Source organism: Bacillus sp. JZ39 (assembly GCF_053903145.1).
On the sequence record NZ_CP096389.1, the window covers coordinates 2,235,516 to 2,261,085 of the forward strand.

At 43.5% G+C, this 25,570-nt stretch carries 30 protein-coding genes, 1 pseudogene and 1 riboswitch; of the genes and pseudogenes, 4 read left to right on the top strand and 27 right to left on the bottom strand.

All coding sequences use genetic code 11. The annotated features are described in order from the left end of the window. Window positions 1-37: 37 nt before the first annotated feature. The 12 genes from resE to scpA form a co-directional block, all read right to left on the bottom strand. Window positions 38-1,807, bottom strand: coding sequence for a sensor histidine kinase ResE (gene resE / locus M1D65_RS11330; protein ID WP_014477214.1), 1,770 nt, complete (start codon window positions 1,805-1,807; stop codon window positions 38-40). Next, window positions 1,804-2,526: a DNA-binding response regulator ResD gene (gene resD, locus M1D65_RS11335; RefSeq protein WP_032726061.1), complete on the bottom strand. Its 723-nt coding sequence runs from the start codon at window positions 2,524-2,526 to the stop codon at window positions 1,804-1,806. The genes resE and resD overlap by 4 nt, the downstream gene beginning before the upstream one ends. Before the next feature lie 80 nt (window positions 2,527-2,606). Beyond that, entirely contained in the window at window positions 2,607-3,782 is a 1,176-nt protein-coding gene (resC, locus tag M1D65_RS11340) for a cytochrome c biogenesis protein ResC (RefSeq protein WP_032726062.1), read from the bottom strand. Between the two features lie 19 nt (window positions 3,783-3,801). Beyond that, window positions 3,802-5,430, bottom strand: coding sequence for a cytochrome c biogenesis protein ResB (gene resB, locus M1D65_RS11345; RefSeq protein ID WP_032726063.1), 1,629 nt, complete (start codon window positions 5,428-5,430; stop codon window positions 3,802-3,804). Then, complete coding sequence (resA, locus tag M1D65_RS11350; protein WP_003230513.1) at window positions 5,427-5,966, bottom strand: thiol-disulfide oxidoreductase ResA; 540 nt, start codon at window positions 5,964-5,966, stop codon at window positions 5,427-5,429. Before resA ends, resB begins: the two co-directional genes overlap by 4 nt. Before the next feature lie 94 nt (window positions 5,967-6,060). Then, window positions 6,061-6,795 (bottom strand): 23S rRNA pseudouridine(2605) synthase RluB, encoded by a 735-nt coding sequence (gene rluB, locus M1D65_RS11355; RefSeq protein WP_004398815.1) that lies wholly within the window; start codon window positions 6,793-6,795, stop codon window positions 6,061-6,063. 91 nt (window positions 6,796-6,886) lie between these two features. After that, window positions 6,887-7,423 carry a spore maturation protein SpmB gene (gene spmB, locus M1D65_RS11360; RefSeq protein WP_003230509.1) on the bottom strand — a complete coding sequence of 179 codons (537 nt, stop codon included), beginning with the start codon at window positions 7,421-7,423 and terminating at the stop codon, window positions 6,887-6,889. 4 nt (window positions 7,424-7,427) lie between these two features. Further along, window positions 7,428-8,018: a spore maturation protein SpmA gene (gene spmA, locus M1D65_RS11365; RefSeq protein WP_004398980.1), complete on the bottom strand. Its 591-nt coding sequence runs from the start codon at window positions 8,016-8,018 to the stop codon at window positions 7,428-7,430. Further along, window positions 8,006-9,154 (bottom strand): D-alanyl-D-alanine carboxypeptidase DacB, encoded by a 1,149-nt coding sequence (gene dacB / locus M1D65_RS11370; protein WP_014477218.1) that lies wholly within the window; start codon window positions 9,152-9,154, stop codon window positions 8,006-8,008. Before dacB ends, spmA begins: the two co-directional genes overlap by 13 nt. Window positions 9,155-9,276: 122 nt before the next feature. Continuing rightward, a complete protein-coding gene (locus M1D65_RS11375; RefSeq protein ID WP_014477219.1) occupies window positions 9,277-9,816 on the bottom strand; it encodes a YpuI family protein in 540 nt (179 codons plus the stop codon). 54 nt (window positions 9,817-9,870) lie between these two features. Continuing rightward, on the bottom strand, window positions 9,871-10,464 hold the full coding sequence (gene scpB / locus M1D65_RS11380) for an SMC-Scp complex subunit ScpB (protein WP_003223904.1): 594 nt from the start codon (window positions 10,462-10,464) through the stop codon (window positions 9,871-9,873). Then, a complete protein-coding gene (gene scpA, locus M1D65_RS11385; RefSeq protein WP_064671143.1) occupies window positions 10,454-11,209 on the bottom strand; it encodes a segregation/condensation protein A in 756 nt (251 codons plus the stop codon). Before scpA ends, scpB begins: the two co-directional genes overlap by 11 nt. A 280-nt stretch (window positions 11,210-11,489) precedes the next feature. On the opposite strand from scpA, the gene M1D65_RS11390 reads away from it, so the two are divergent. Continuing rightward, window positions 11,490-12,014, top strand: coding sequence for a DUF309 domain-containing protein (locus M1D65_RS11390; RefSeq protein ID WP_032726064.1), 525 nt, complete (start codon window positions 11,490-11,492; stop codon window positions 12,012-12,014). A gap of 13 nt (window positions 12,015-12,027) precedes the next feature. Here M1D65_RS11390 and ribT read toward each other — a convergent pair whose 3' ends face one another. The 7 genes from ribT to sipS all read right to left on the bottom strand — a co-directional run bounded on the left by ribT (window position 12,028) and on the right by sipS (window position 17,491). After that, window positions 12,028-12,402, bottom strand: coding sequence for a GNAT family N-acetyltransferase RibT (gene ribT, locus M1D65_RS11395; protein ID WP_003223910.1), 375 nt, complete (start codon window positions 12,400-12,402; stop codon window positions 12,028-12,030). A gap of 112 nt (window positions 12,403-12,514) precedes the next feature. Beyond that, complete coding sequence (gene ribH / locus M1D65_RS11400) at window positions 12,515-12,979, bottom strand: 6,7-dimethyl-8-ribityllumazine synthase (protein ID WP_064671058.1); 465 nt, start codon at window positions 12,977-12,979, stop codon at window positions 12,515-12,517. A 32-nt stretch (window positions 12,980-13,011) separates the two neighbouring features. Beyond that, window positions 13,012-14,208: a bifunctional 3,4-dihydroxy-2-butanone-4-phosphate synthase/GTP cyclohydrolase II gene (locus M1D65_RS11405; protein WP_032726065.1), complete on the bottom strand. Its 1,197-nt coding sequence runs from the start codon at window positions 14,206-14,208 to the stop codon at window positions 13,012-13,014. 14 nt (window positions 14,209-14,222) lie between these two features. Next, complete coding sequence (gene ribE, locus M1D65_RS11410; protein WP_014480161.1) at window positions 14,223-14,870, bottom strand: riboflavin synthase subunit alpha; 648 nt, start codon at window positions 14,868-14,870, stop codon at window positions 14,223-14,225. Window positions 14,871-14,880: 10 nt separating this feature from the next. Beyond that, a complete protein-coding gene (ribD, locus tag M1D65_RS11415; RefSeq protein WP_032726066.1) occupies window positions 14,881-15,966 on the bottom strand; it encodes a bifunctional diaminohydroxyphosphoribosylaminopyrimidine deaminase/5-amino-6-(5-phosphoribosylamino)uracil reductase RibD in 1,086 nt (361 codons plus the stop codon). A 129-nt stretch (window positions 15,967-16,095) separates the two neighbouring features. Next, window positions 16,096-16,240, bottom strand: a riboswitch (FMN riboswitch). Window positions 16,241-16,360: 120 nt separating this feature from the next. After that, window positions 16,361-16,705 carry a hypothetical protein gene (locus tag M1D65_RS11420; protein WP_003230488.1) on the bottom strand — a complete coding sequence of 115 codons (345 nt, stop codon included), beginning with the start codon at window positions 16,703-16,705 and terminating at the stop codon, window positions 16,361-16,363. 234 nt (window positions 16,706-16,939) lie between these two features. Beyond that, the gene (gene sipS, locus M1D65_RS11425; RefSeq protein ID WP_032726067.1) at window positions 16,940-17,491 is read right to left on the bottom strand and encodes a signal peptidase I sipS; all 552 of its coding nucleotides are present in this window, start codon (window positions 17,489-17,491) and stop codon (window positions 16,940-16,942) included. A gap of 266 nt (window positions 17,492-17,757) precedes the next feature. On the opposite strand from sipS, the pseudogene M1D65_RS11430 reads away from it, so the two are divergent. Continuing rightward, a pseudogene (locus M1D65_RS11430) lies at window positions 17,758-17,992 on the top strand (hypothetical protein). Here the strand turns inward: M1D65_RS11430 and M1D65_RS11435 are convergent. Then, complete coding sequence (locus M1D65_RS11435) at window positions 17,935-18,141, bottom strand: zinc ribbon domain-containing protein (protein ID WP_032726068.1); 207 nt, start codon at window positions 18,139-18,141, stop codon at window positions 17,935-17,937. The pseudogene M1D65_RS11430 and the gene M1D65_RS11435 sit on opposite strands and share 58 nt — an antisense overlap. 169 nt (window positions 18,142-18,310) lie before the next feature. Here M1D65_RS11435 and M1D65_RS11440 point away from each other — a divergent pair, with 169 nt between their 5' ends. Continuing rightward, window positions 18,311-18,523 carry a spore germination protein gene (locus M1D65_RS11440; protein ID WP_003230479.1) on the top strand — a complete coding sequence of 71 codons (213 nt, stop codon included), beginning with the start codon at window positions 18,311-18,313 and terminating at the stop codon, window positions 18,521-18,523. Window positions 18,524-18,658: 135 nt separating this feature from the next. Here M1D65_RS11440 and M1D65_RS11445 read toward each other — a convergent pair whose 3' ends face one another. Then, the gene (locus M1D65_RS11445) at window positions 18,659-19,090 is read right to left on the bottom strand and encodes a peptidylprolyl isomerase (RefSeq protein ID WP_003223931.1); all 432 of its coding nucleotides are present in this window, start codon (window positions 19,088-19,090) and stop codon (window positions 18,659-18,661) included. Between the two features lie 256 nt (window positions 19,091-19,346). Here M1D65_RS11445 and M1D65_RS11450 point away from each other — a divergent pair, with 256 nt between their 5' ends. Next, a complete protein-coding gene (locus M1D65_RS11450; protein WP_456270578.1) occupies window positions 19,347-20,219 on the top strand; it encodes a DUF1002 domain-containing protein in 873 nt (290 codons plus the stop codon). Window positions 20,220-20,248: 29 nt separating this feature from the next. Here the strand turns inward: M1D65_RS11450 and lysA are convergent, their stop codons facing one another. The 6 genes from lysA to spoVAC all read right to left on the bottom strand — a co-directional run bounded on the left by lysA (window position 20,249) and on the right by spoVAC (window position 25,558). Beyond that, window positions 20,249-21,568 (bottom strand): diaminopimelate decarboxylase, encoded by a 1,320-nt coding sequence (lysA, locus tag M1D65_RS11455; protein ID WP_128740930.1) that lies wholly within the window; start codon window positions 21,566-21,568, stop codon window positions 20,249-20,251. 105 nt (window positions 21,569-21,673) lie between these two features. Beyond that, complete coding sequence (spoVAF, locus tag M1D65_RS11460; protein WP_003230471.1) at window positions 21,674-23,155, bottom strand: spore germination protein SpoVAF; 1,482 nt, start codon at window positions 23,153-23,155, stop codon at window positions 21,674-21,676. Beyond that, on the bottom strand, window positions 23,106-23,717 hold the full coding sequence (gene spoVAEA / locus M1D65_RS11465; RefSeq protein ID WP_003230469.1) for a stage V sporulation protein SpoVABEA: 612 nt from the start codon (window positions 23,715-23,717) through the stop codon (window positions 23,106-23,108). Before spoVAEA ends, spoVAF begins: the two co-directional genes overlap by 50 nt. Window positions 23,718-23,724: 7 nt before the next feature. Next, complete coding sequence (gene spoVAE, locus M1D65_RS11470; protein ID WP_003230467.1) at window positions 23,725-24,075, bottom strand: stage V sporulation protein AE; 351 nt, start codon at window positions 24,073-24,075, stop codon at window positions 23,725-23,727. A 1-nt stretch (window position 24,076) separates the two neighbouring features. Then, a complete protein-coding gene (gene spoVAD / locus M1D65_RS11475; protein WP_003230465.1) occupies window positions 24,077-25,093 on the bottom strand; it encodes a stage V sporulation protein AD in 1,017 nt (338 codons plus the stop codon). Between the two features lie 12 nt (window positions 25,094-25,105). After that, window positions 25,106-25,558, bottom strand: a complete 453-nt coding sequence (gene spoVAC, locus M1D65_RS11480) for a stage V sporulation protein AC (protein ID WP_003223947.1) — start codon at window positions 25,556-25,558, stop codon at window positions 25,106-25,108. Between the last annotated feature and the right edge of the window lie 12 nt (window positions 25,559-25,570).

Consider the following 25,570-nt stretch of genomic DNA (forward strand, 5'->3'; position numbering starts at 1 on the left):
TATGGAACAAGATTCTTCGGCAAATTCAGACTCGATTTTACCGTTTTGTCGGAATATAAAAAGTAAATGTTGTTCCTTTATCTATTCGGCTGTGCACAGTAATTGATCCGTTGTGGGCTTCCACGATATTTTTAACGATAGCCAGCCCTAACCCGGTTCCTGCTCTGCCCCTTGTTCGCGCTTTATCTGCCTTATAAAACCGCTCAAAGATAAATGGCAGATCTTCTTCCGGTATGCCGGACCCGGAGTCTTTGATATCAATTTTCAATCCATCCTTCACAGAATGGACTGAAATGGAGACACTGCCACCGGATGAAGTATGCCGCAACGCGTTATCGATCAAATTGGTAAATACCTGCTCCATCTTGTCTTCATCAAACATAAATTCCTCTTCTGTGAGAGAAATGTCATGATGTAAAGCAATATTTTTTTCTTTCGCAACACCGGAAAACTTCCGAATGATCTTTTCTAAAAACTCATTCACATTGATTTTTTCATAATGTAAGCCTGTATGGCCTGATTCCATTCGGGCTAAATCAAGCAAATCATTAACTAAACGGCCCATTCGGAGCGATTCGTCATAAATGATTTGGGCAATTTCTTTCCGGTCTTCTTCAGAGCTTGCAATGTCATCGACAATTGCTTCACTGTATCCCTGAAGCATGGAGATTGGTGTTCTCAGCTCATGACTGACATTTGCGATAAAGTCCTCCCGCAGCTTATCAAGGCGGCGTTCTTCTGTCATGTCACGCAGTACGGCAACCGCTCCTCTGACGTGCGATTCCGCATAAAGCGGCGACATCAAAAGCACCCATGATCTGCCTTGCAGCGTCATCTCAATCATTTGTTCTTTTTCAGTGCTGACAGCGTTTTGAAACAGCTCTTTTGCTTCAGGCGGAAGGTTGTCGCCTTCTTTGATATTCATGTTCTGTTCATAATACCAAGCCTGAAGAAAACGTTCAGCCGGCGGGTTGGTCACAAGAATCGTACCGTCAATATTAATGGTAATAACCCCGTCAGCCATACTGCTCAAAATGTTAGAAAGCTGCTCTTTTTCTTGATTGAGCGCATTGATATGAAAGTTAAGCTGCCGGCCCATTTGATTAAAAGCGGTCGCCAGTTCACCGATTTCATCCTGAGTTAAAATCGGGATTTTTGTATCGAACTTGCCCTTCGCCAAATCCTGCGCGCCTTCTCTCATTTTTCGGAGAGGGTAGGTGACCCTGCTTGATAAAAAGAATGCGAAAAATGTGGTCAGCACAATCGCAATTCCAGCGGCAAGAAAAATATAGCGGGTCGTATGTTTTGTTGTATCTTTAACGGCAAGCAAAGACTGGGATAAAAAGACCATGCCTTTCTTTCCGTCTTTTTCATACGGGACACCTACAATCAGGCGTTCATTATCCGTGTCTGTATCGCTCAGTCCCGTCCGTTTGCTTACTTTTTTATGGTCTTGGAGAGCTTTATTTAAGTCTTTGTCATGCTGTATTTGCTCAACCGTTATAGACGACAGGCGATTTTTATCATTCGGAGAATACCAGTGGTTCTTCTCATCCTGGATGATGGCAATGCTTGTTAAGTTATCAGCGAGCTCCCAAGTGATTGACCTTGCCAGTGCCTGGTCCTCGTGATTTTCTAGGATGACAGCAACTTTATTCGCAAGCTGTGTTAAATCATTCTCGGCTTCTTCCACATGGTAGTTTTCAATAAACTCCAGCAAAAGAACCGTTAAAATGAACAATACGATCAAGACGAGTGAAAGGATCGTAAACCACAGCTTGCCTACTACGCTTTTCCAAAATTTCATTCAGCGCCGACCTCAAATTTATAACCTACACCCCATACGGTGACAATTTTTTTCGCAGCTTCCGGAGATACCTTGTTCAGCTTCTCTCTCAAGCGTTTGACGTGAGTGTCCACTGTGCGTAAATCACCAAAAAACTCATATTGCCACACTTCTTTCAGAAGCTTTTCCCGATCATACACCTTGTCAGGCGTTTTCGCTAAGAAATATAGAAGCTCATACTCTTTTGGCGTCAGGCTCACTTCTGTTCCATCAGCTGTTACGCGGTGAGCATCATGGTCTATTGACAGATGTGAAAACACGAGCACATTTTTCGTCGGTGTATTGGCATTGAAATAAGAGGTTTGGGATGCTCTTCTCAAAAGGGCCTTTACACGCAGCACGACTTCTCTCGGGCTGAACGGCTTAACAATATAATCATCTGTTCCCGCTTCAAACCCCTGCACCCGGTTTGCTTCTTCTCCTTTTGCGGTCAGCATGATAATGGGTGTCGCTTTTTTTTCACGAATTTGCCGGCACACTTCAATTCCATCAGTCCCCGGCATCATCAGATCAAGCAAAATTAAGTCATAATTGGCTTCAAGCCCTTTAGTAATGGCTTCATCACCATTTTCAGCTTCATCTATAGCATAATTTTCACGTTCAAGATACATTCTTAAAAGGCGGCGAATTCTGGCTTCGTCATCAACTACTAATATTTTTGTTTCGTTCGTTTGGTCCATGTTTTCCCCCTGCTTTCCTTCTGTTACTTTCATTTTATCAAATCGTGAGAAAGTTTGAGAACTGTGTCGCTTTCAAAGGACTATGCATAAGAATGAAGTCCGGCAAGCACAAGATTTACGAATATTAAATTAAACATAATAATAGCAAAACCGATTACGGCCAGCCATGCTGACTTCTCACCGTGCCAGCCTCTTGACAGTCTTAAATGCAAGTAAGCGGCATAGAACAAAAATGTGATCAGCGCCCATACTTCCTTAGGGTCCCAGCCCCAAAATCTAGTCCACGCGAGCTGAGCCCAAATCATTGCAAAGATCAGCGCGCCGAGTGTAAAGATCGGAAATCCGATTGATACGGCCCTGTACCCAACCTCATCCACCAGATCAAGATTGACGTTTTTCACCAGCGGATGTAATAGAGCGCTGATTCTTTTTCTGATGATCAGACGGAGAGCCCCATACAACACAAGACCTGCTCCAAATGACCAAATGACAGTGTTCACTTTTCTGCCTGAGAAAAGCGCGGGAAGATCAACAAGCGGTTCCATTCTTCCTTCGGTCAAAAGCTCTCCCTGATGCGGACCGACAAGCGCGGGCATTTCGTACACCATCACGCTTTTTTCTTTACTTTTGTCCACCCAGTTAAACTCCGCTTCATAGCCTGCAAGACGAAATGCTGATGTGATTGCAATAAAGGCGACGGTTGTGACCAGGATAAACATAATCGCTTCAAGCCAGAAGGTCTTTTTGCTTGGCTTTGTCTGGTCTACATGCTTCAAAAGAAAGATGACACCAGCGACAAAGCTGATGGCAAGTATAGCTTGCCCAAGCGCGGCCGTTGTTACATGAATATACAGCCAGTTGCTTTGGAGCGAAGGAATTAAAGGCGAGATATCTGTCGGAAACATGCTGGCGTAGGCAATCAGCAATAAAGCAATTGACAGCGTAAACAGGCCTAATGAAGGCAATCTATAGAGAAAATAAAGAATGATAAACGCCAAAACAAGCATCATGCCAAAAGCGGTGGTGAATTCAAACATATTGCTGACCGGCGCATGGCCGCTGGCAGCCCACCTTGTGATGAAATATCCAAGGTGGCAGAAAAAACCGACAATAGAAAGGGTGATTCCAATGTTGGCCCATCGGTTTGGCTTGCCCTTTTTATCTTTATTCCCGCGTATGGCCCCGCCGAAGATCGGGACAGCGATTAAATACACAAGAAAGGCCGCATAAAGAAAATTTCCGCTCAGCTCTGCCATGACATCACTCCCTTTTCGCCTATTTCTGTGTTTTGATTAATTCTTTTTGGTCCACCGGTTCAGTCAGTCCGGAATCAGCCAATATAAATGCTAAATCCTTCTTCAGGCCAAACCAGTTTTTATTGGTATGCCCCGCTACCATAACTGCACCGTCCTGTGAGTGCAGCCAAATTCTTCGATGCTGCCAGTACATACCTTGAATAACACCGATCATAAAAATGGCTCCGCCGACAGCAAGCACCCAGAGTGTCAGATCCTTTCTGACTGTAAGTCCAGTAATGTTTTTCGTTTCGACATGGTCAAATTTCAGCTTGTATTTATTATTGCCTGATCCTTCGATGGTTTCTTGGATGGCGACAAAGCTCTTTTCGCCTTTCGGTTTGTCTGGCGTTATAATATTAAAGACAAAAGCCGGATTGTTAGGGATCTTTGTTTTTGTGCTCGGCTCTCCGTCCTGATTAAAATAGAAGTCAGGCAGGTAGCTGGCGATTTCCACCTTGTAACCGTTGCCAAGATCATAGACCGAATCTGGATCCAGAAGGTTGATCTTCAGGCTCCCAAAGGATTTTTTTGTTTTTTTATCAATCAGCTGGAACACCATTTGGTCAAGCTGATTCTCTTTGTAATCCACCTGGTAAACGGAAAAAGAATCAAAACGCAGCGGCTGATTGACACGGATGTCTTCTTCTGTTACTTTTTTCAGCTTCGGCTTCTCGCCATAAACAATTTTTCCTTCTCTCTTGTAGAGTACGGCATCGGTTTGAAAGTTCTTTGCCACTCTACCGTCCCCGACTCTGTCAATGGCATCTGCAAATACCTTTTTTTCTGTTTTGCTGTTATAGGTCTCTACGCTGAATTGATTGTTTTTCAAATAATATTTTCCGTCTGTACCCGGAATTGCGGCGGTTTCGCCTTCTCTGACCCAAAGCGTCTCATCGACATACATGCCAGGCACAAATCTCAGCATCGCACCAACCAGAAAGATGATTAATCCAATGTGGTTGACATACGGGCCCCATCGGGAAAAGCGTCCTTTTTCAGCAAGAATGCTGCCCTCTTTTTCTCTGATTCTATAATGTTTTTTCTTTAATAGAGCAACTATCTTTTCTTTCGATTCCCCGTTCAGTACAGTAACTGTTTCACTGAACAAGCGCTGCCTTCTTAAAAAAGCCGGACTCCTTCTGACGCCTTGGTTTTTTAACGCTCTGTACAACGGAATGACCCGATCAAGGCTGCAAATCACAAGTGAAATGCCGATCGAGGCAATGAGCAGCAAATACCACCAAGAACCATATAAATGATGAAACCCTAGCAAATAATAAAGCTGGCCGAACGTGCCGTACTGCTCCTTGTAATAAGTATCAGCCTGTGCGCCCGGAGGCAGATAGGCTTCCTGGGGAAAAATGGTGCCGAACGCTGATGCGGCAAGGGTTATGACGATAAGCCATATTCCCACCTTAACCGAGGAAAAGAAATTCCAAATTTTATCGATGATCGTTTTGTTATAGGTTTGCGAACGTCTTGCGCTTCCGTCATATCTCATATCAGCGAGCGGAGGTTGAGTTTCCTGAAGAGCTCTTCCGCACGATTCGCATAAAACGGTTCCGACCGGGTTTATATGTCCGCATTCACATTTGACTTGCTTCATCCCGAAGTCTCTCCGGGTTTTATGAGATTCATATAATCGTGTATCATGCTTTCTGTCATAGTGCCGGTCACCACCTTGACAACTTTTCCTTCCGGATTGATCAAAAAGGTTGTCGGAAGCGGAGATACGTCATAGGCATCAAGCACTTGGCGATCTGTATCCAGAACAACCGGGAAATTGACTCCGTAGGATTTCATAAAATTATGTACTGCTATCTTTGACTCCCCAACATTTACAGCGACAATTTCAACACCTTGGCTTTTAAAATGCTTATATTGGTTTGCCATATAAGGAAACTCTTTTTTGCACGGTTCACACCATGTACCCCAGAAATTCAAAAAAACACCTTTCCCTTTTAAGTCACTGAGCTCGATACGTTTCCCATTCGTATCCTCAAGGACAAAATTCGGTGCGTCGGACCCTTCGGATATACTCTCTTTGCCGGCAAATACAGCATTGTAAATGGTATAGCCGAGTGCGCAGATTAAAACGAGAAGGATGCCGGTCCGAATGAATAAACGCCTTTTTTTCTTCATTGTCCACTGCCCCCTTCCCCCTATTGCAGATCCATTCAATTATATCATTGCACGTTCATTTCACATTTCTTACTTTTTGAAGGTTATGTGAAATTTAGAAAGCGTTTTTACCGTGATCCGCCAGTGCTCTGAGCCTTTTTACTTCGTGAGGCGTAAGCTCTCTGGCATCGCCCGTGTGCAGGCCTCGCAGGTTTAAAAACGCGTATTCCTCACGCTTCAGCTTGATTACCTCATGTCCGATCGCTTCAAACATGCGGCGCACCTGTCTGTTGCGTCCCTCATGGATCGTCAGCTGAATAATGCTTGTCTGCTTTTTCTTATCCAAGGACAGCAGCTTCGCTTTAGCAGGCGCTGTTTTGCCTTCTTCCAGCCTAATTCCGCGCTCCAGCTTTCTGAGCAGCTCTTTAGGCGGGATTCCTTTCACCTTCGCCACGTATGTTTTGTCTATTTCATACTTAGGGTGCATCAGCTTATTGGCGAATTCGCCGTCATTGGTTAAAAGCAAAAGACCGCTCGTATCATAGTCCAGACGCCCAATCGGATAAATGCGCTGCGGAATATTTTTAAAAAAGTCCGTCACCACTTTGCGTCCTTTATCATCTTGCGCTGCGGAAATAACGCCTCTTGGTTTATATAAGAGAAAGTAAACCGGCTCTTCGCGTTCAACCTTTAACCCGTTTACCTCAATCTGATCAGAACCGGTGACCTTAACACCTAGCTCTGTTACTACTTTGCCATTCACCTTTACTTTTCCTTCTTTAATCAGCTCTTCTGCCTTTCTGCGCGACGCAACTCCGGCATGAGCAATCACTTTTTGCAGTCTTTCCATGTCTTTCACCTCAAGTATTATCTTACTTTTTTCAACCTTAACAAACAAGCTTTTTCAAATTCCTATGCCAAATCTAAAAAAAACGCCGTTTTCAGGCGCTCCCAAATAATAACGTAACGATGATGATAGATGCAACTACGCCGATTAAATCTGCAAGAAGTCCCACCTTTAATGCATCACCCATTTTTTTAATGCCGACTGCTCCGAAATACACAGTCAGTACGTAAAGCGTTGTATCTGTAGATCCCTGCATGACGGAAGCCAGCCTGCCGATAAAGGAATCGGGCCCGTATACTGCAATTAAATCGGTCGTCATTCCGAGAGCGGCCGTACCGGAGATCGGGCGGATCAGAGCAAGCGGCACTACTTCAGCAGGAATGCCGATAGCGGAGAAAGCCGGTTTTAAAAGATCCATTATAAAATCAAGCGCGCCTGATGATCTGAAAACAGTTATAGCGACAAGCATTCCGACTAAATAGGGGATAATGGAAAAGGCAATTTCTATCCCCTCTTTCCCGCCTTCGACAAACGATTCATATGTCGGAACCTTTTTGATCGTTCCATAAAGAAGAATTCCGGCAATAATGATTGGAATCATGGCTAAAGACAGCCAGTTGATGATTTCCATCCGCTCACCTTCCCTTCTTTTTGCGGCGGTAATAAAAATACCGATCAATGATAATGGCACCGATTCCGGAAATAAGCGTTGCCAAAATGCTTGGCCCGACGATATCTGTCGGCGTTTTGGAGGAATAAGCCATTCGGACAGCGATCACCGTTGTCGGGATGAGTGTGATGCAGGACGTATTAACAGCTAAAAAAGTAATCATTGACCGGCTTGCTTCCGATCGGTTTCCATTCAGCTTTTTCATTTGTTCCATTGCTTTAATGCCAAGCGGAGTTGCTGCATTTCCGAGGCCGAAGAAATTCGCCATAAGATTAGATAAAATATAGCCCATCGCCGGGTGATCTGGCGGTATATCAGGGAACAGTTTAGATATAAAAGGCCTGCACATCCGGCTGAAAATATCCAAAAGACCTGACTGCTCGGCGATTTTCATTAAGCCAAGCCAGAAAACAAGCACGCTCATCAATCCAAATGAAATCGTAATCGCTTCTTTCGCACCCTTAAACACGGCTTCATTTACATCTTGCAGAGTTCCGTTGCACATCGCAAAAACGAGTCCGATCACGGTTAAACTGACCCAAATTATATTGACCATTTTGCTCCGCCTGCCGCATTCAGAAAGATTGATTTAAACGTTTCAAAAAATTGTTTCTTCGGTTTTTGATGCCGCTCATTTTCATAATAGATCGGCACTTTTGCGATGGTTGCATCGTTGAACATGATCTCCATGTGCCCTACGATGTCAGGGATTTTCGAGGCATCTTTTTCCCATGCTTTTTTCGGCTTGAGCAGTGTGGTATTAATTTTCACATCTTCTTTTTCCTCTTCAGTCAGCAAATAGGTGATATCACGTTTGATAAAAGCCTTCGATTCATAAAATGTGCCTTTCAGCTTTGGAATATCCCCTTTTTTTGCAATTAAATAGGTTTGATAATGCTCAAACACATAGTTAAACATCTTCATATGGTCATCCCAATCATTAGGGTCATTAATGGTGACGGCTATCAGGTCAATGCTGTCCTTTGAAGCCGTAGAGACCAGTGTCCGTTTTGCAAGTTTTGTATAGCCTGTTTTTCCTCCTGTGCTGTACGGATATAGCATGGTCAGCAGTTTATTTTTGTTTTTCCATACGCTTTCCATCGTTTCCGCTTTGTATATTTTTGTGCCTGAAATCTTTTGATAGTCTTTCAGCTTCATAGCATACTTAGTTAAAATGGCCATGTCATAGGCTGTTGAATAATGATTTTCATGGTCGTCCAATCCGTGCGGGTTTTGAAAACGGGTGTTTTTCATACCAAGCTGCTCGGCTTTTTGATTCATCATATAAACAAACCCATCGAGGCTCCCACCGACATGCTCAGCAATCGCGACAGCGGCGTCGTTTCCTGATCTTAGCATCAGGCCATACACAAGATCTTTTAGCTTCACTTTTTGACCTTCTGTTAAATAAATGGCGGAGCCTTCTGTTCTGACAGCATTTGCCGAAACCGTCACCGTTTGATCCATTTTGCCGGATTCGATGGCGAGGACGGCGGTCATAATTTTTGTGATGCTCGCGATCCGCCTTTTTTGATGCTCATCCTTGGCATATAACACTCTGCCTGACGCACCGTCAATAATGATCGCGCTTTTTGCACTGACATCTATAGCAGCATGTGCTGTATTCACATTTACGGTTGCAATTAGAAAAGAAATCATGATCACGAATACTGCTTTTTTGAAAATGCGCATGTTTGCTCACGTCCTTGTGGTGGTTTGTACAAGTTTATGCGCATGTCCATCAGTTATGAATAACAATTATATTTCTGGAAGCAAACATAAAAAAACTCTCCCTGAAAAAGGGAGAGTAAACGTTATCTGATTGGCGCCATGCTTGATCCGGACGCTTCGTAATGAGCCAGCTCTTCCCTCATCTTCAGAAAGGCCGCGCTCAACGGCAATAATAATTGCTCAAGCGACGCAGGAACAGCATGATAAAACTCAATTGCGCTGACCCCGGTATAAGACGCCCGGCTATTTTCACACCACGTGTCTTTTTTCGGCATAAAGAACTCTTCAATGCATTGGTGATACACATTATAAAGTGTTTTTTCCGCTCTGGCTTCCTGAAAAGGCTCCTGCATCAGGAGACGGCGGCACGCTTCTGCGCCTCCTTCACAAAATACTGCCATTCTTCTCAGAGTGCTCAGCACATCACAGCAGTATCCTTTTTCAATAGGCAATTCAGCCTGTAAGGACTCAAGCGTCGTTTGATTTAGGTAATCGTTCACGGTATTGACAACCATTGATAAGAATTCGCCTGTTTTTTGAGTCTGCGCTCGCACAATCGAATGTCCCATTTCGTTTGGTATCTTCCCCTCATGTCTTTGTCTCTCACATTTTGCTTCTTTCATGATAGCTTCTTCCTTATATCTTATGATGATGAAAAAGCGCGATTCATTAAACTTCTATTTTATATCTTCGAAGGTTTGGTTAAAGTTTTCAAAAAATAAATCTGCTTCTTCTTGAAGAACGTCTTCTTCCGCATTTTCAGGCAGCGGCGGAAGCTCGTCCAGCGTTTTCAGACCGAATTGTTCAAGAAAAGTCGGCGTAGTACCGTATAAAATGGCCCGCCCCGGACCATCGGCACGCCCTACTTCACACAATAGCGCCTTCGCGACAAGACTGTGTAAAATCCGCTCTGATTTTACTCCTCTGATTTCTTCAATTTCTGCTCTCGTAATTGGCTGTTTGTATGAAACAATGGCCAGTACTTCTAAAGATGCCTGAGAAAGGCCCTTTGACGGCACTTCAATCAGTTTTTTCAAGTAAGGCGCAAAGTCTTTTTTGGTAGAGAGCATGTACGTATCTGCATACTCAATAAGTTCAATCCCTCGTGTATCTCCGCGGTATTCGTCCGCCACATCCGCCATGATCGTGTTCAGTTCAGGCTCTTCGATTTCAAGCACTGTTAACAGCTGCTTTTTTGTAAGCCCTTCATCGCCTGCAGCATAAAGAAGGGCTTCTACAATAGCTTTCCAATTCACGATATCAAGCCCCATGAATGGATTCACTCCCCGTAATGTAAATATCTGAAAAATTGTGCTCCTGTTCAATGAGGACCAGCTGATTTTTCATCAGCTCGAGAACAGCTAGAAAGGTCACTACTAAATGTTCTTTTTGCTCATATGGAAACAGATCCATAAAGTTGATTCTCGTTCCTCTAGATTTCAAGCTGTGCACGATTTCGTTCATTCTGGCTTCGATTGGTATGTCCTGTCTTGTAATTGTTGTTTCCATCGGCCTGTTTATTTTTTTGCGTTTCAGCACTTTTTGAAAAGCTCCGATCATATCATAGACCGTGACAGAGAGCTTTTGCTCAGACTGTTTTACATCTTTTGCATATTCACTCAAATCACTCGGCGGTTTCGTGAACGATTTATGTCTTTCTTCTTCCCGTTCTTTTAAATCCTTCGCCGCATCTTTATATTTTCGATACTCAATCAGCTTTTCAATCAGTTCCTCCCGCGGATCTTCTTCTTCAAGTAATTCATCTTCAAAAAGCTCCTCCTCTTGCTTCGGGAGCAGCATTCTGCTTTTAATGCTGAGCAGCGTGGCAGCCATAACCAAATACTCGCTGGCCATATCGAGCTCAAGCACACGCATCGTATGTACATATAATAAATATTGTTCAGTGATCTTCGCCACAGGTATATCATATATGTCAATTTCAAGACGATTGATTAAATGAAGCAGCAGGTCCAATGGGCCCTCAAACGTATCAATTTTCACTTGATATTCTTCCATCATCTCACCATTTTCAAGTATCACTCTCATTGCCGGAAAAACTGGCTACCCTATAGTATAAGCCACCAAAAAGCTCTCGTCCAATACTATTTCATTTCCTGTTTTGAACAAGTTTGTACAGAATATTCAAAACACGAGAGGTGTTTGCTCGGAGCGCAGAAGCAGGAGAAAAAGCCTTAGCTTCTGGTTTTCCTTTCTAAGAAGCAATAGAGGCCGAGCGTTCTTTTTTCCTTTTATCCCTTCTATGGTACACTAAAAGCACATTAAAGGAGGAAACACCTTGTATCCGAAAGCTTATATAGATTATCTCGTTGAGTTTCACGCGACACGGGATTATTTTGAATGCCATGAAATATTAGAAGAATATTGGAAGGAAGATCCGCCAAAGAAACGAAAACGCTATTGGGTGGGCTTTATTCAGCTTGCAGTGGCTTTATATCATCACAGAAGGCAGAATACAGCCGGGGCAAAAAGACTGATGGCGAACAGCATCCGGATTCTTCAAGCAGAACACCGGGCAGTCGAAGACTTAGGGCTTGATCATGGCCGTTTGCTCGAACTTATGCAATCGGTTTACGAACAAATCGAGACGGGCTCTGCCTATAAAAGCATTATGCTGCCAATCAAAGATGAGAAACTGGAGGAAGCATGCAGGATCGAATGCAGGAAAAAAAAGTATACATGGGGGCAGCCCAGTGCACTCAGGAACATATTTCTTATCGACAAACACCGTTTGCGGGATCGGACTGACGTCATCCGTGAACGTGAAAAAGAAATAGAACGCAGAAAAAAAAGCAGAGGCTGATGACAGCCTCTGCTTAATTATTGTATGAAATGTCTTGATCCTGCTGACCTTGACAACGTTCGAAAAAGCTCTGCGTTAATTCATTTGGAACCAGTACTTGCGTTTTGAATAAATGCTTTAAAGCATCCATCATCTGTTTTCCGATTCCTTGATGGCGATGAGAAGGATTCACACTGATATGCCGGATCTCAACCTCAGAATCCTTTTTTTCGACTCCGATTGCTCCGACGATATCCTCGTCCTCTTTCCAAAGAAAGAGCTGGCGGTCTGTATCCGTTTCGTAGTCCTTAATTGTCTGCTGAAGCTGCTTAAGGTCTTTTTCATTCGGCATAAACGAAAGAAGCCCCATCGCAATCTTTTCAAACGATTTTTTATAACGAATTAACATAAAAACCCCTCTATATCCAAAATGTCCAGTCTGCTATTAACGGATACGAATAGGTGATCCGTTTTCTCACATTATATCATTTTCGCCATATTTTTAAACTGTTTTCAGCAAATTATTCAAATGAGCGGTTTAAATTTGCCATTTCAATGGCAGAAACAGCACAATCTACACCTTTGTTGCCCGCTTTTGTTCCCGCACGCTCGATGGCCTGTTCGATGTTTTCAGTTGTTACAATTCCAAAGATGACAGGTACACCAGTAGTGTTTGCTGCTTGCGCGATGCCTTTTGCAGCTTCATTGCAGACATAATCGTAATGTGTCGTAGCGCCTCTGATGACAGTGCCCAATGTGATAATAGCATCATATTTTTTTGTTTCCGCCATTTTTTTCGCAACAAACGGTATTTCAAATGCGCCTGGAACCCAAGCCACATCAATGTCATTTGTGTCTACGCCATGTCTGAGCAGCGCATCTTCTGCTCCGCTCAGCAGCTTGCTCGTAATAAAATCATTAAATCTTCCTACTACGATTCCGATTTTAAGACCTGTACCAACTAAATTTCCTTGTATGATATTCATATGATTCCCATCCTTTTTTGTGATATTTGTGATTAGAAATGAAGTAAATGACCTAGCTTGTTCATTTTGGTTTGCAAATATTTTTTATTGTGTTCTTTCGCCTCCATTTGAAGCGGCACTCTTTCTGAAATACTGAGTCCGTAGCCTTCAAGGCCTGCGATTTTTCGCGGATTATTCGTCAAAAGCTTCATATTCCGGACACCGAGGTCGCGTAAAATTTGTGCTCCGATGCCATAGTTGCGAAGATCCGGCAAGAATCCAAGCGCCTCATTGGCTTCTACGGTGTCATAACCTTGTTCCTGAAGCTTATAAGCTTTTAATTTATTGATTAAACCGATGCCTCGTCCTTCTTGGCGCAAGTACAGAAGCACTCCACGGCCTTCTGCGGCAATTTGGTTCAGCGCGGCGTGCAGCTGCGGTCCACAATCACAGCGATGAGAGCCAAACACGTCACCTGTGAGACATTCTGAATGCACCCGGACCAATACCGGTTCTTCTCCGAACGGCACATCTCCCATCACAAATGCGACATGCTCTTTTCCATCTACCTCATTTGTGTATCCATAAACCTTAAATGTCCCAAAATCAGTAGGCAGCGTAATGTCAACTTCACGCTCGACGAGTGTTGTCAGATTGTAACGGTATTGAATCAAATCCTTAATGGTGATCATTTTTAATTGATGCTTTTTCGCAATTTCAATGAGCTCAGGCACTCTCGCCATCGTTCCGTCTTCATTCATAATTTCACAAATGACGCCGGCTCCTGGAGATCCGCAGGCTTCAGCAAGATCAACAGCAGCTTCTGTATGGCCCGCTCTTTTCAGGACACCTCCTTTTTTCGCAATCAGCGGAAAAATGTGCCCCGGACGCTGAAAATCAGATGGCACGGATGTGCTGTCCAGCAATGCTTGAACGGTAAAAGATCTTTCTTGAGCGCTGATACCTGTTTTCGTTTCACGATGGTCTATGCTTACGGTAAATGCAGTATGGTGAGAATCTGTATTATGCTCCACCATAGGGTGAAGATCAAGCCTGTCTGCGATTTCCTCACTGAGCGGCGTGCAGATCAGTCCTCTCCCATGTGTCGCCATAAAGTTAATGACTTCCGGCGTTGCATGCTCGGCAAGAGCCACAAAGTCTCCTTCATTTTCTCTGTCTTCATCATCTACAACGATGATGACTTCGCCTTTTTTTAAAGCGTCCAGTGCTTCTTCTATCGGATGAAACATGCAAATCTTCCTCTCTAAAAGCCGTTTTCGCTTAAGAAGGCTTTTGTAATGGTTTGTTGGGTCTTATTTTCATTGGCTTTATGCAAAAATCGATACATATATTTTCCGATCATATCGCATTCGATATTCACTTTAGAGCCGATCGTTTTTTCTGAAAAGATCGTTTCGCTGATTGTATGCGGTATTAAGGAGATCGTCACTGTGTCTTCTGTCAGGCCGAATATGGTTAAGCTCACGCCATCCACAGTAATTGATCCCTTTAAAACCAATGTTTTTGTTAATGACGGGTCCATTTTTAAATCATAGTAAACTGCGTTGCTTTTCTCTTCAATTCGTGTGATTTCCGCAGTTCCGTCGACATGGCCTGAGACGAAATGGCCTCCGAAACGGCCGTTTGCCGCCATTGCTCTTTCCAGATTTACTTTGCTTCCTTTTGTTAAATCATTCAGTGACGTAGCTTTGACTGTTTCAGGCATAACATCCACTGTGAATTGATTTTTTGTAAAATCAGTGACAGTCAGACAAATGCCGTTCACTGCAATGCTGTCGCCAAGATGAACATCCTCTAAAATCTTTGAGCATTTAATTGTTAAGGCCATTGAATGCCCTGCTTTTTTCATGGATTCGATTGTGCCTGTTTCTTCGATAATTCCTGTAAACATGGTCACCATCCTATTCCTTTGTCGGTTTTGCCGTCAGTTTGATATCACGGCCGATTTGGGTTATATCAGTGAATTGTAATAAGGGGACATCTTTCATTGATTGAAAACCTTCACCGGAGATTAAGCTGGGAGCATGCGTTCCTCCGATTAGTTTAGGGGCAAAATAGAAGATGATTTCTTGAAAACAGCCTTCTTTGACAAAGCTTCCGTGAACAGCTGAACCGCCTTCCACATACACCGACATGATGCCTTCTTCCGCTAGGATCTTCAAAACATCGGGAATTTGAATGCGCTCGGTTTCAAGTGTAAATATGTTCACTCCGAAAGCTGAAAGCCGTTTTTTCTTTTCCTCGTCTGCGCGTGCCGTCGTAAAAATCCATGTCGGCGCTATTTGATCGCAAATCACTTTAGCGTCCTCAGGAATCGAGAGTACGGTATCAAGTATGACCCGAACCGGCTGTTTTGTTACATTCGGCAGTCTGCAGGTTAAGCTCGGATTGTCGGCTTTCACTGTGCCAACTCCGACTAAAATGCTTTGGTGTGTTTTCCTGTATTGCTGAGCATCCTGTCTTGCAGCCTCTGACGTGATCCATTTGCTGTCACCCTTGCTGGTAGCTATCTTGCCGTCAAGGCTGGCAGCCGCTTTTAGCGTGACGTACGGAAGGCCTGTCCTCATAAAGTGCAGAAATTTTTCATTCAGCCTCTCCGCCTGGTCTGCCAGGATGCCTTCCCTTACCTCAATGCCGGCTTCTTTCATCATGCTGATCCCTCTTCCAGCCACAAGCGGATTAGGATCTCTCATCGCCACGAACACTCTTTTGATGCCAGAGTTGATAATCAATTCTGCACATGGCGGTGTTTTTCCGTAATGGCTGCACGGTTCGAGTGTAACGTAAATGTCGGCACCCTCTGCATGTGCTCCAGCCATATGGATGGCATGAACTTCTGCATGAGCTTCCCCATATTTTAAATGGGCGCCCATTCCGACAATTTGTCCGTCCTTTACGACAACAGCGCCGACGAGCGGATTGGATTCGGTCTGTCCTTCGCCCTGCTTCGCAAGATCTAACGCCAGCTTCATATAATACTCTTCCATTTGTTTCCCTCCCCTCTTTTGTTATTTACCGTCAAAAAAGCCCCGAATTTATAAAAAATTCGGGGCTTTAGGTATTTTACGCAATAGGAAATAACACTATGCATTTTTGAACCATTTGCATAGCGGTTCATCATCCTTCTCCCATCCAGACTTTCACTGTCGGCTTCAGCTTAAACTGAATCCACCGCGTGCTTATGCACACGGGTCACGGGCTCTAAAGCAAATGTGCTTTACTACCGCCGGTCGGGATTTCCACCCTGCCCCGAAGGATACAATCTTTATTCATTTGTCCTTATTGGCTATTATAGCGATCCTTTTTAAAGTACGCAATGAAATAAACTTACAATTTGAGAAAAACAAAACATCACCCTTCGATCCGAAAGGTGATGTTTTGTTAATCATTCACTTTTGCAACCTTGATTAATCCGTCGATCCGCTTTGATTTGCTGAAGTATGCCTTAATCTTGTCACCTTCTTTTATATCAGATAAATCCTGATTTAATTTTTTTCCGTTGAAGATGATTTTCGTTCCGTTTTCTGCTACTCCATGATACTCTGAGCCGTCAATTTTCGTCACTTTATATTCCTGGATGGTGTATTCCTCTTCTTCCGAGGACAAGGTTTGTCCAATTGCTGTCGGAACATCCTTCAGCTCAACATCATTTATGTACATATAACCGCCTGCAAGTAAAAGCAAAAGCACTAACAGAATGGTAATCTTGGTTTTTATTCTTCCCATTTCTAAACCTCCAGCCAATATGAATCTATTCATTCATATGAGTTATTCCTTTTTTTCATGAATAAAAAACCGTAAATTCTCGTAAATTATTAATATAACGATGCATAACGGGAATATGTTTCACATTTCTGCAAAAATTTCTTTTCTATAGATATACGAATTTATGTTCTGTTTTTAGGGGATGACCGTAAAAAAGATATAAAAAAAGCAGCCCCAATGGGAAACTGCTTGATCCTAATTTGTTTTGCGCATTTCGTTAAACGGGTAGAAAACAAACTTTGACGTACCCGCAATTTGTTTTTTCGTGAAGAGGCCAAGTCCGTTACGGCTGTCCATGGAATTCCGACGATTGTCACCCATCACAAAATACTTGTTATCAGGCACTTTAACCGGGCCGAAATCATCGGTCAAAGGTTTACCGTCCTGTTTCGCTCTCTTTTTATTAGCTGCCAAATAAGGTTCGTCCACCTTTTTCCCGTTGATATAGAGCTGGTCATTTTTCATCTCAACCGTATCGCCGGGAAGGCCAATAATACGTTTGACATAGTGAACATCATCTCCGTTTAACACGACGATGTCTCCTCTATCAAACTCGCCGATGTATTTGACTGTCATATTGACAAAGACCCTTTCACGGTTGTGAAGTGTAGGATACATAGAGTCACCATCAACGACATACGGCGCAAAAATAAAGTTGCGGATGAGCAAAGCAAGAACGACAGCAATCACAATTGCTTTTGCCCATTCTAATATTGATTTTTTCTTCGAAACATTTTCTGATTTCAACTGATTTCCTCCAATAAACAACGGTCTTCAATTTATGTTATCACGAATCGAAAAAAAATCCCATTAGGACCATTGAAGTGATTTTACAAACTGTTAATCTTCATCTTCTACCCACATCATGCCTATTTTTTCTTATCGATCATAACTAAGCCTGCAAATATTGTAAGAAATGAATCGCATAATTCAGAAGCGATGGACTCAGAAGAAAGAGAGTTCTTATATGCTAAATCTTTAGATCGTATATAAGGCATGAGGTTACGAACAGTTTGTTCATTTACTGCATTCCATGATCTCTCAGTCCATGATACCCATGGCACTTGACAAAAAACAATTCACGTCATAAAGGTTACTGGAATGTTGGCGGCAACCTATTTCACAGGTGTAACCGCATCCGTTTTTGCTTTCATAATATGTTTAAAATCATTCAAGCTCGAAAACATGGATCAGCCTCTAAAAAGTAAATCCAATATATTCCCGGCAGTTGAAGACTCTTTATTATAAAACTCTGAATATCCGCAGTTCTTACAGTAAACCACTAGAAATCGGTTATGCTGCACGTCAAACAGCTTTGATAATCCCGTGCCGGTTGTGGCTATTTCTTTTTGTCCTGCTTCAGTACTGCCGCATTTTATACAGCCTTTGTTGTCCATATCGCGATCTCCTTTTCATTACATCACGTTTATTTGATTTATTTTACTATAAAATACCAATCCCAATGAACAGGCATCTCCTAAATATTTTTGCCATTAAGTTTACGCTAATCAACTTTAGCACTAATACATATAAAAAATAGAATGATATGAAAGGAGACTTGATAGTATGATTGATTATCCTATTAATATAAACAACGTTTCCGGGAACAGTGTAATTAACGTAGGCGGCGCTTTTATGATCAGGCCTTTAACTTTGTCCAAATCTGTGTTTGGCTCCGGAGGTTTAAACACAGGAATTGTCTTTGAAAATAACTTTGTAAGCAAGGCTAAAATGATTAATCATCAATTTACTGATCAGAACGTCACCAAAACTTTTTAATGTATTCAATACACGGGGGTCACTAATTAAACACCTGGTTTTGCCAACCGCCATCAGCATTCGGCGGTTTTTTATTGAACATTTTTGGCCAATAAAAAAAGCTTCCTCTCTAAGAGGAAGCCTTTTGCCTGCCGATTAGCCTTCTACACGAACTTCTTTCATGACGTCGCCATTAGACATGTTTTTCGCGAATTCTAATCCGCTTGTTACTTTACCAAATACAGTGTGAACACCGTTCAAATGAGGCTGTGGCTCATGAACGATGAAAAATTGGCTGCCGCCAGTGTCTTTTCCGGCATGTGCCATAGAAAGTGCGCCCGCCTCATGTGTATGCGGGTTTCCTTCTGTTTCACATTTGATTGTGTATCCTGGGCCGCCAGTACCAGTTCCGTGCGGGCATCCGCCTTGGCTGACGAAGCCAGGGATCACTCGATGGAATGTAAGCCCGTCATAAAAGCCTTCGTTTGCAAGCTTTTCAAAGTTTGCAACAGTTCCAGGTGCAGCTTCAGGATAAAGTTCAAATTCAATTTTGTTCCCGTCTTCTAATAAAAAGTAACCTGTTTTCAATTGTATGCCTACTTTCTTTATTTTAATTTTCAAAGGAGATTATGTATGATAGGTTATAGCCTGTCTCTCCTTGTCGCGGCTATTATACCACACCTTTCGGGGGAAAACGAATCTCCCGAGCTTTACTAAAAAATAAAAATGAAACCTGAATCTCTTTATCTCCGTCTAACCTAACGGAACTGTATTTTTCATGATTCAGGTCCTCACAAAGCAGCACTATCCAGCTGCTTGTGAAATTGAAGGAGGTCAAACTGCTTTGAAGAAAATTTGGATTGGAATGCTGGCAGCGGCCGTTTTGCTGCTGACGGTTCCGAAGGTCAGTCTCGCGGATGCCGCAGTTGGAGATGTCATTGTAACACTGGGTGCTGATTTGTCAGAATCCGACAAACAAAAAGTGCTTGATGAAATCAATGTCCCTGATAATGCCACAACGGTAACCGTGACCAATAAAGAAGAACATGAATATTTAGGAAAATATATATCAAACGCGCAAATCGGATCGAGAGCGATTTCTTCATCCTCAATCACCATTGCCAAAAAAGGCTCCGGATTGAATGTTGAGACCCATAATATCAGCGGCATCACGGATGAAATGTACCTGAATGCACTGATGACAGCCGGTGTTAAAGATGCGAAGGTGTATGTTACAGCACCGTTTGAAGTATCTGGGACTGCGGCTTTAACTGGATTGATTAAGGCGTATGAAGTTTCTTCTGACGAAGCGATCTCGGAGGATGTTAAGCAGGTCGCCAACCAAGAGCTTGTCACGACATCAGAGCTTGGAGACAAAATCGGTAACGAAAATGCATCAGCCCTGATTGCAAAAATCAAAGAAGAGTTTGCTAAAAACGGGGTGCCTGATAATAAAGCTGACATCGAAAAACAAGTGGATGACGCAGCTTCTGATTTAAATGTCACGCTTACAGACAGCCAAAAGAATCAGCTTGTCTCCCTATTCAATAAGATGAAAAATGCTGACATTGACTGGGGACAGGTCAGTGACCAGCTTGATAAAGCGAAAGATAAGATTACGAAATTCATAGAATCAGATGAAGGCAAAAACTTCATCCAGAAAGTCATTGATTTCTTCGTATCTATCTGGAACGCGATTGTGTCTATATTCAAATAAGAAAAGCGCCGAAAAATCGGCGCTTTCTTTTATTGCTTTACACCCGTTTTAAATGGCAGATCAAGTTTTACAATATCTTCGTATGTTTCTCGCTTCACGACTAAATGAGCCTCACCGTTTTCGACAAATACAACGGCGGGTCTCGGAATACGGTTATAATTGTTGGCCATGCTGTATCCATAAGCGCCTGTACAAAAAACGGCAAGAAGATCGCCTTCTTTTACTTCCGGCAGGTCAATATCCCAAATCAGCATATCTCCGCTTTCACAGCACTTTCCGGCAATCGATACCGTTTTGTCATGCGCTTCTCCGATCCTGTTGGCTGCCGCAGCTTCATATTTAGCTTGGTAAAGCGCAGGACGAATATTGTCGTTCATGCCTCCGTCTACTGCCACATATTTGCGGACACCCGGCACTTCTTTTTGAGAGCCAACCGTATAAAGGGTTGTGCCTGCGTCTCCCACGAGAGAACGGCCCGGTTCGATCCAAATTTCCGGAATATCAAAACCGTAACGGGAGGCATTTTCTTTCACAGCTTCAATAATTTTTTCAACGTATTCAGTGGCATGAAGCGGTTCATCATCTTCCGTATAACGAATGCCGAAACCTCCTCCAAGATTCAGCACCTTGGATACAAATGAATATGAATCTCTCCACTCGTCTAGTTTTTTGAAGATTTTTTCCGCTGCTAACACAAAACCGGCCGTATCAAAGATTTGCGAGCCGATATGGCAATGTACACCCAGCAGCTGAATGTGTTCCGATTGTAATACTTGTTCAATGGCCCGTTCAGTTTGTCCGTTATGAAGATCGAAACCAAACTTTGAATCTTCCTGGCCCGTTGTAATGTAGTCATGCGTATGCGCTTCTACTCCGGGCGTGATCCGAAGAAGAACATCGATGGAGTGACCCGTTTCTTTAGATAGGTCTTCAAGAAGCGCGATTTCATAGAAATTATCCACCACAATGCAGCCGATGCGGTGCTCAAGCGCCATCCGCAGTTCTTCCCTGCTCTTATTGTTTCCATGAAAGTGGATGCGTTCTGCCGGAAATCCTGCCGCAACAGCCGTATATAGCTCTCCTCCGGATACGACATCTAAAGAAAGTCCCTCTTCCTCAGCGAGCTGAATCATTGCGACTGATGAGAATGCTTTGCTCGCATATGCCACCTGTGCTTTCAGCCCTGCAGAAATAAACGCCTGCTTAAAGCTTTTAGCACGCTCACGTATTAAAGCCACATCATATACGTAAAGAGGTGTACCATATTTCTCAGCTAAATAGAGAGCATCCACACCTCCGATTTCTAAATGACCATGTTGATTTTGTCTGCTTGTGCCGTGTAAGAACAATGTCATTCCCTCTTTCTCCGCTTATGGATGAAAGGACAGTTTTATGGACTGTCCCTTCATAATTAAGACATACATTATCATACTCTTCAGTCAGTTTCAATGCGATTATGAATTGGTAGGCTGTCTTAAACGATTTTTGGGGTGAACGATACTGGGTCTTACTTTTGCGCCAGGTTTCGCTGTACGGACAAGAACCTGCCACAGCGCCTTTCCGTTAAAGGGAATCAGCGGCCATAAGTACGGTGTCTGAAGGGATTTGATGCTTGCCATGGCAATAATTAGCACTGTAAATCCGATGACGAGCCCTTTTATATGAAATAAGGCAACGAGTATCATGAGGACAAGACGGCTCATTTTGTTTGCCAAGCTTAATTCATAACTAGGCGTCGTAAAGGTTCCAATCGCCGCAAGTGAGACGTACAGAATTACCTCAGGAGAAAAAAGGCCGACCTCAATCGCAATCTGCCCGATCAGAACAGCGGCAATTAAACCCATTGCTGTCGATAAAGCCGTCGGGGTGTGAATGGCAGCCATTCTGAGAAACTCGATTCCTAAGTCAGCTAAAAATATCTGCAGGATGATCGGGATATGCGTATCTTTATTTAAACCGATAAATTTCATGTTGTCCGGGAGCAGATCAGGCTGAAGCACAAAGAGAAACCAGATCGGAAGAAATAAAGTAGAAGCAAGAATACCGAAAAATCTTACCCATCTTAAAAAGGTCCCGACTGAAGGCGCCTGCCTATATTCTTCAGCATGCTGCACATGGTGAAATAAAGTCGTCGGGGTAATGATCACACTCGGCGATGTGTCCACTATAATGATAACATGGCCTTCTAGAACATGATTTGCGGCCACATCCGGTCTTTCTGTATAGCGCACGAGCGGAAAAGGATTATAGCTTTGATTAACAATGAATTCCTCGACAGTTTTGTCTGCCATTGTTAATCCATCGACATCAATGGATGCAATTTCTTTTTCTACGATCTCAACCAGATCCGGATCAGCTATATCTTCTATATAACAAATGCTTAAATCCGTCTTTGACCGCTCACCAACTTTAGTCATCTTGACTCGAAGGCGCTCGTCTCTGATCCGCCTTCTGAGAAGGGCCGTATTGACGACGATATTTTCAACAAATCCGTCTCTGGCTCCCCTGACCACCTTTTCCGTATCAGGTTCTTCCGGGTTTCTGCCCGGATAGCTTCTGACGTCAATTATAAATGCGAAGCCTGCACCTTCAACAATGACAGCGACGAGCCCAGACAGCACTTGGTCGGTGGTTTCATCCAAGGTTTTTACTTTTTCGACCTGGGCGTTAAGCAGCCTGTTTTCGACGATGTCGACCAGCTCATCAGGGTCTTCTTTCCGATTGTTAATGGCAACAAGCTCTCTCATTAAATGAATAATATAGGCTGTATCGCATAATCCATTTAGATAGTAAAGCTGGATCTCTTTATCTAAAATCGTGAGCTTGCGAACACCTACATCATAGCTCGTCCCCATCCCAACACGGTTTTTGAAATACTCTTCATTTTTAGCTGGATTCCGATAAACCCGAATTTTCTCTTCCTTGTGGTCCGGCATGATACCCGCTCCTTTCTAAAATAAACTCGACCGCTTTCATGGTGATTGGCGACCCTTTTGAGATATCGTCTTTTCTGCCCATTTTGCCGATATCCCCGATACCGACAATAAGCGGGAGATCAAGTTTATCAAGGCAATAGACTGTATCTCCACTCATTCTGTGGTCATCAAATTCTCTTTCCCCGACTTTATCGACGCCGTATTCAGTTATTTCTCCATTGCGGTCAATGCTTACATCGACCCTGGTCCATTCAGCCTGATGTGTTTTTGACGCGACCGCAATCACACCGAGCACTTCAATAGACGGATGGGTTGCGACATAGGTTAGAGCGGCTTCTCCCGGACCCTCTCCTTGAAGGCCGGAGTCGTCAAACATGACAAATACAGGATCATACGGTGCTGAGGCGATCAGCTTGACAAGCTCGGCGCCGCTGCGGGTGGAAGGATTCCCTTTTGATTGTGAAATGCATCGACCTCCCACTTTGCTTGCGGCGTATTCAATTGTTTTAGCGGCATAAACATCCCCGTCTGTTACCAGTATGACCTTGCGTTTTGTCGTCATGTCGGCATTATCCTTTCGGTTTGAAAATAACAGCTACGATAAAGGCGAAAAGAATAGCGGCTGAGATACCGGCCGAGGTCAGCTCAAAAATCCCCATGCCGATTCCGATAAATCCGTGTATATGCGCCTGATGCATGGCGCCGTGCAGAAGACTGTGACCAAAGCTGACGATCGGAACGGTGGCGCCTCCTCCGGCAAATTCAATAAATTTATCGTAAATGCCGAAACCATCTAATATTGCACCGATTACAACAAATGATGTCATGACATGAGCTGGCGTCAATTTAAAAATATCCAAGAGCAGCTGGCCGACGATACAAATGGCCCCGCCGCAGACAAAAGCCAAAAGGTAGTCCATGTTAAGATGCACCTCCTGCACGCTCAAATACAACCCCGTGGGCGATAGTCGGGATGGTTTCTTTTTGCTGGATCATCGTCGGGCTTAATAGTGCCCCGGTCGCTACGACAAATACACGGTTTAATTTTCCTTCTCTCAGCTGCTTAAAAATATGAGAGTAGGTGACAACCGCTGAACAAGCACAGCCGCTCCCCCCGGCAAAGACCTGCTGATCCGGAGTGTAAATCAGAAGCCCGCAATCATCATGCTTTGTGCCGACTGGATATCCATCTTCTTTTAAGATGTCTTTTACGATTGGAGAACCGACGCCTGACAGGTCACCTGTCAGGATTAGATCATAATCATCCGCTGTCCGGTTGAGATCTTTAAAGTGCTGCTTAATCGTATCAGCTGCAGCCGGAGCCATAGCCGATCCCATATCAAAAGGGTCTGTAATTCCTAAATCAGAAACCTTTCCGACAGTCGCACTTGTGATTTGGATATCACCCGGTGTCTGACTGATGACAACTGCACCGCTTCCGGTTACAGTGGAGGTAGCAGTGTCCGGTTTTTGGCCTCCGTATTCTGTCGGATAGCGAAACTGTCTTTCCGCAGTTGCATTGTGACTGCTAGTGGCAGCGAGTGCCCTTTTGGCAAACCCGCCATCAACTAAGGCTGATGCGACAGCCACTGTTTCCATTGATGTTGAACAGGCGCCAAACATACAAAGAAATGGGATTTTCAAGTGTCTTGCCACATAGTTAGCCGTCACGTTTTGGTTCAGCAAGTCGCCTGCCAGCAATAGGTCAATATCATCTTTTGTCAGATTGTTTTTTTGAAGTGCAACATTAACAGCGTCTTCCATCAGCTGCCGTTCCGCCATTTCCCAGCTTTTTTGATTACAATGCATTTCGTCATAGGTTTTATCAAATAAAGAGCCGAGCGGTCCGTCTTTTTCCTTTGGTCCTGCTGCCGTTCCCGCTGAGTTGACAAATATGGGATGTTCAAATACCCAGGTTTGCTTTCCTGTTAATTTCATTTTCTTCTCCTCCTATGACATCAGTTTCTCAAAAGCAAACCGAATCATTCCAACGATGTATGCAGCTACAACTCCGAAAACAATAACATTTCCTGCCAGTTTAAACATATTTGTCGCTACTCCAAGCACTAATCCTTCGCTTTTATATTCAAGAGCCGCGCTTGCCATACTGTTGGCAAAACCTGTGACAGGTACGGCTGAACCTGCGCCTGCGAATTGTCCGATTCTGTCATAGATGCCAAACCCTGTAAGCAGGGCAGAAATTAATATCAGCGTTGCAGCTGTTGGATTCCCCGCAGTTTTTTCATTGAAATCAAAAAAATGGATATAAAAATTTTGCAGACCTTGCCCGATTGCACAAATCAGTCCGCCCACTAAAAAGGCTTTTACACAGTTCCAGACGTAAGGCGGCTTAGGCTGATATGTTTTCACTTTTGATTTGTAATTTTCTTTTATGTTTGTCATCTTGAAACCTCC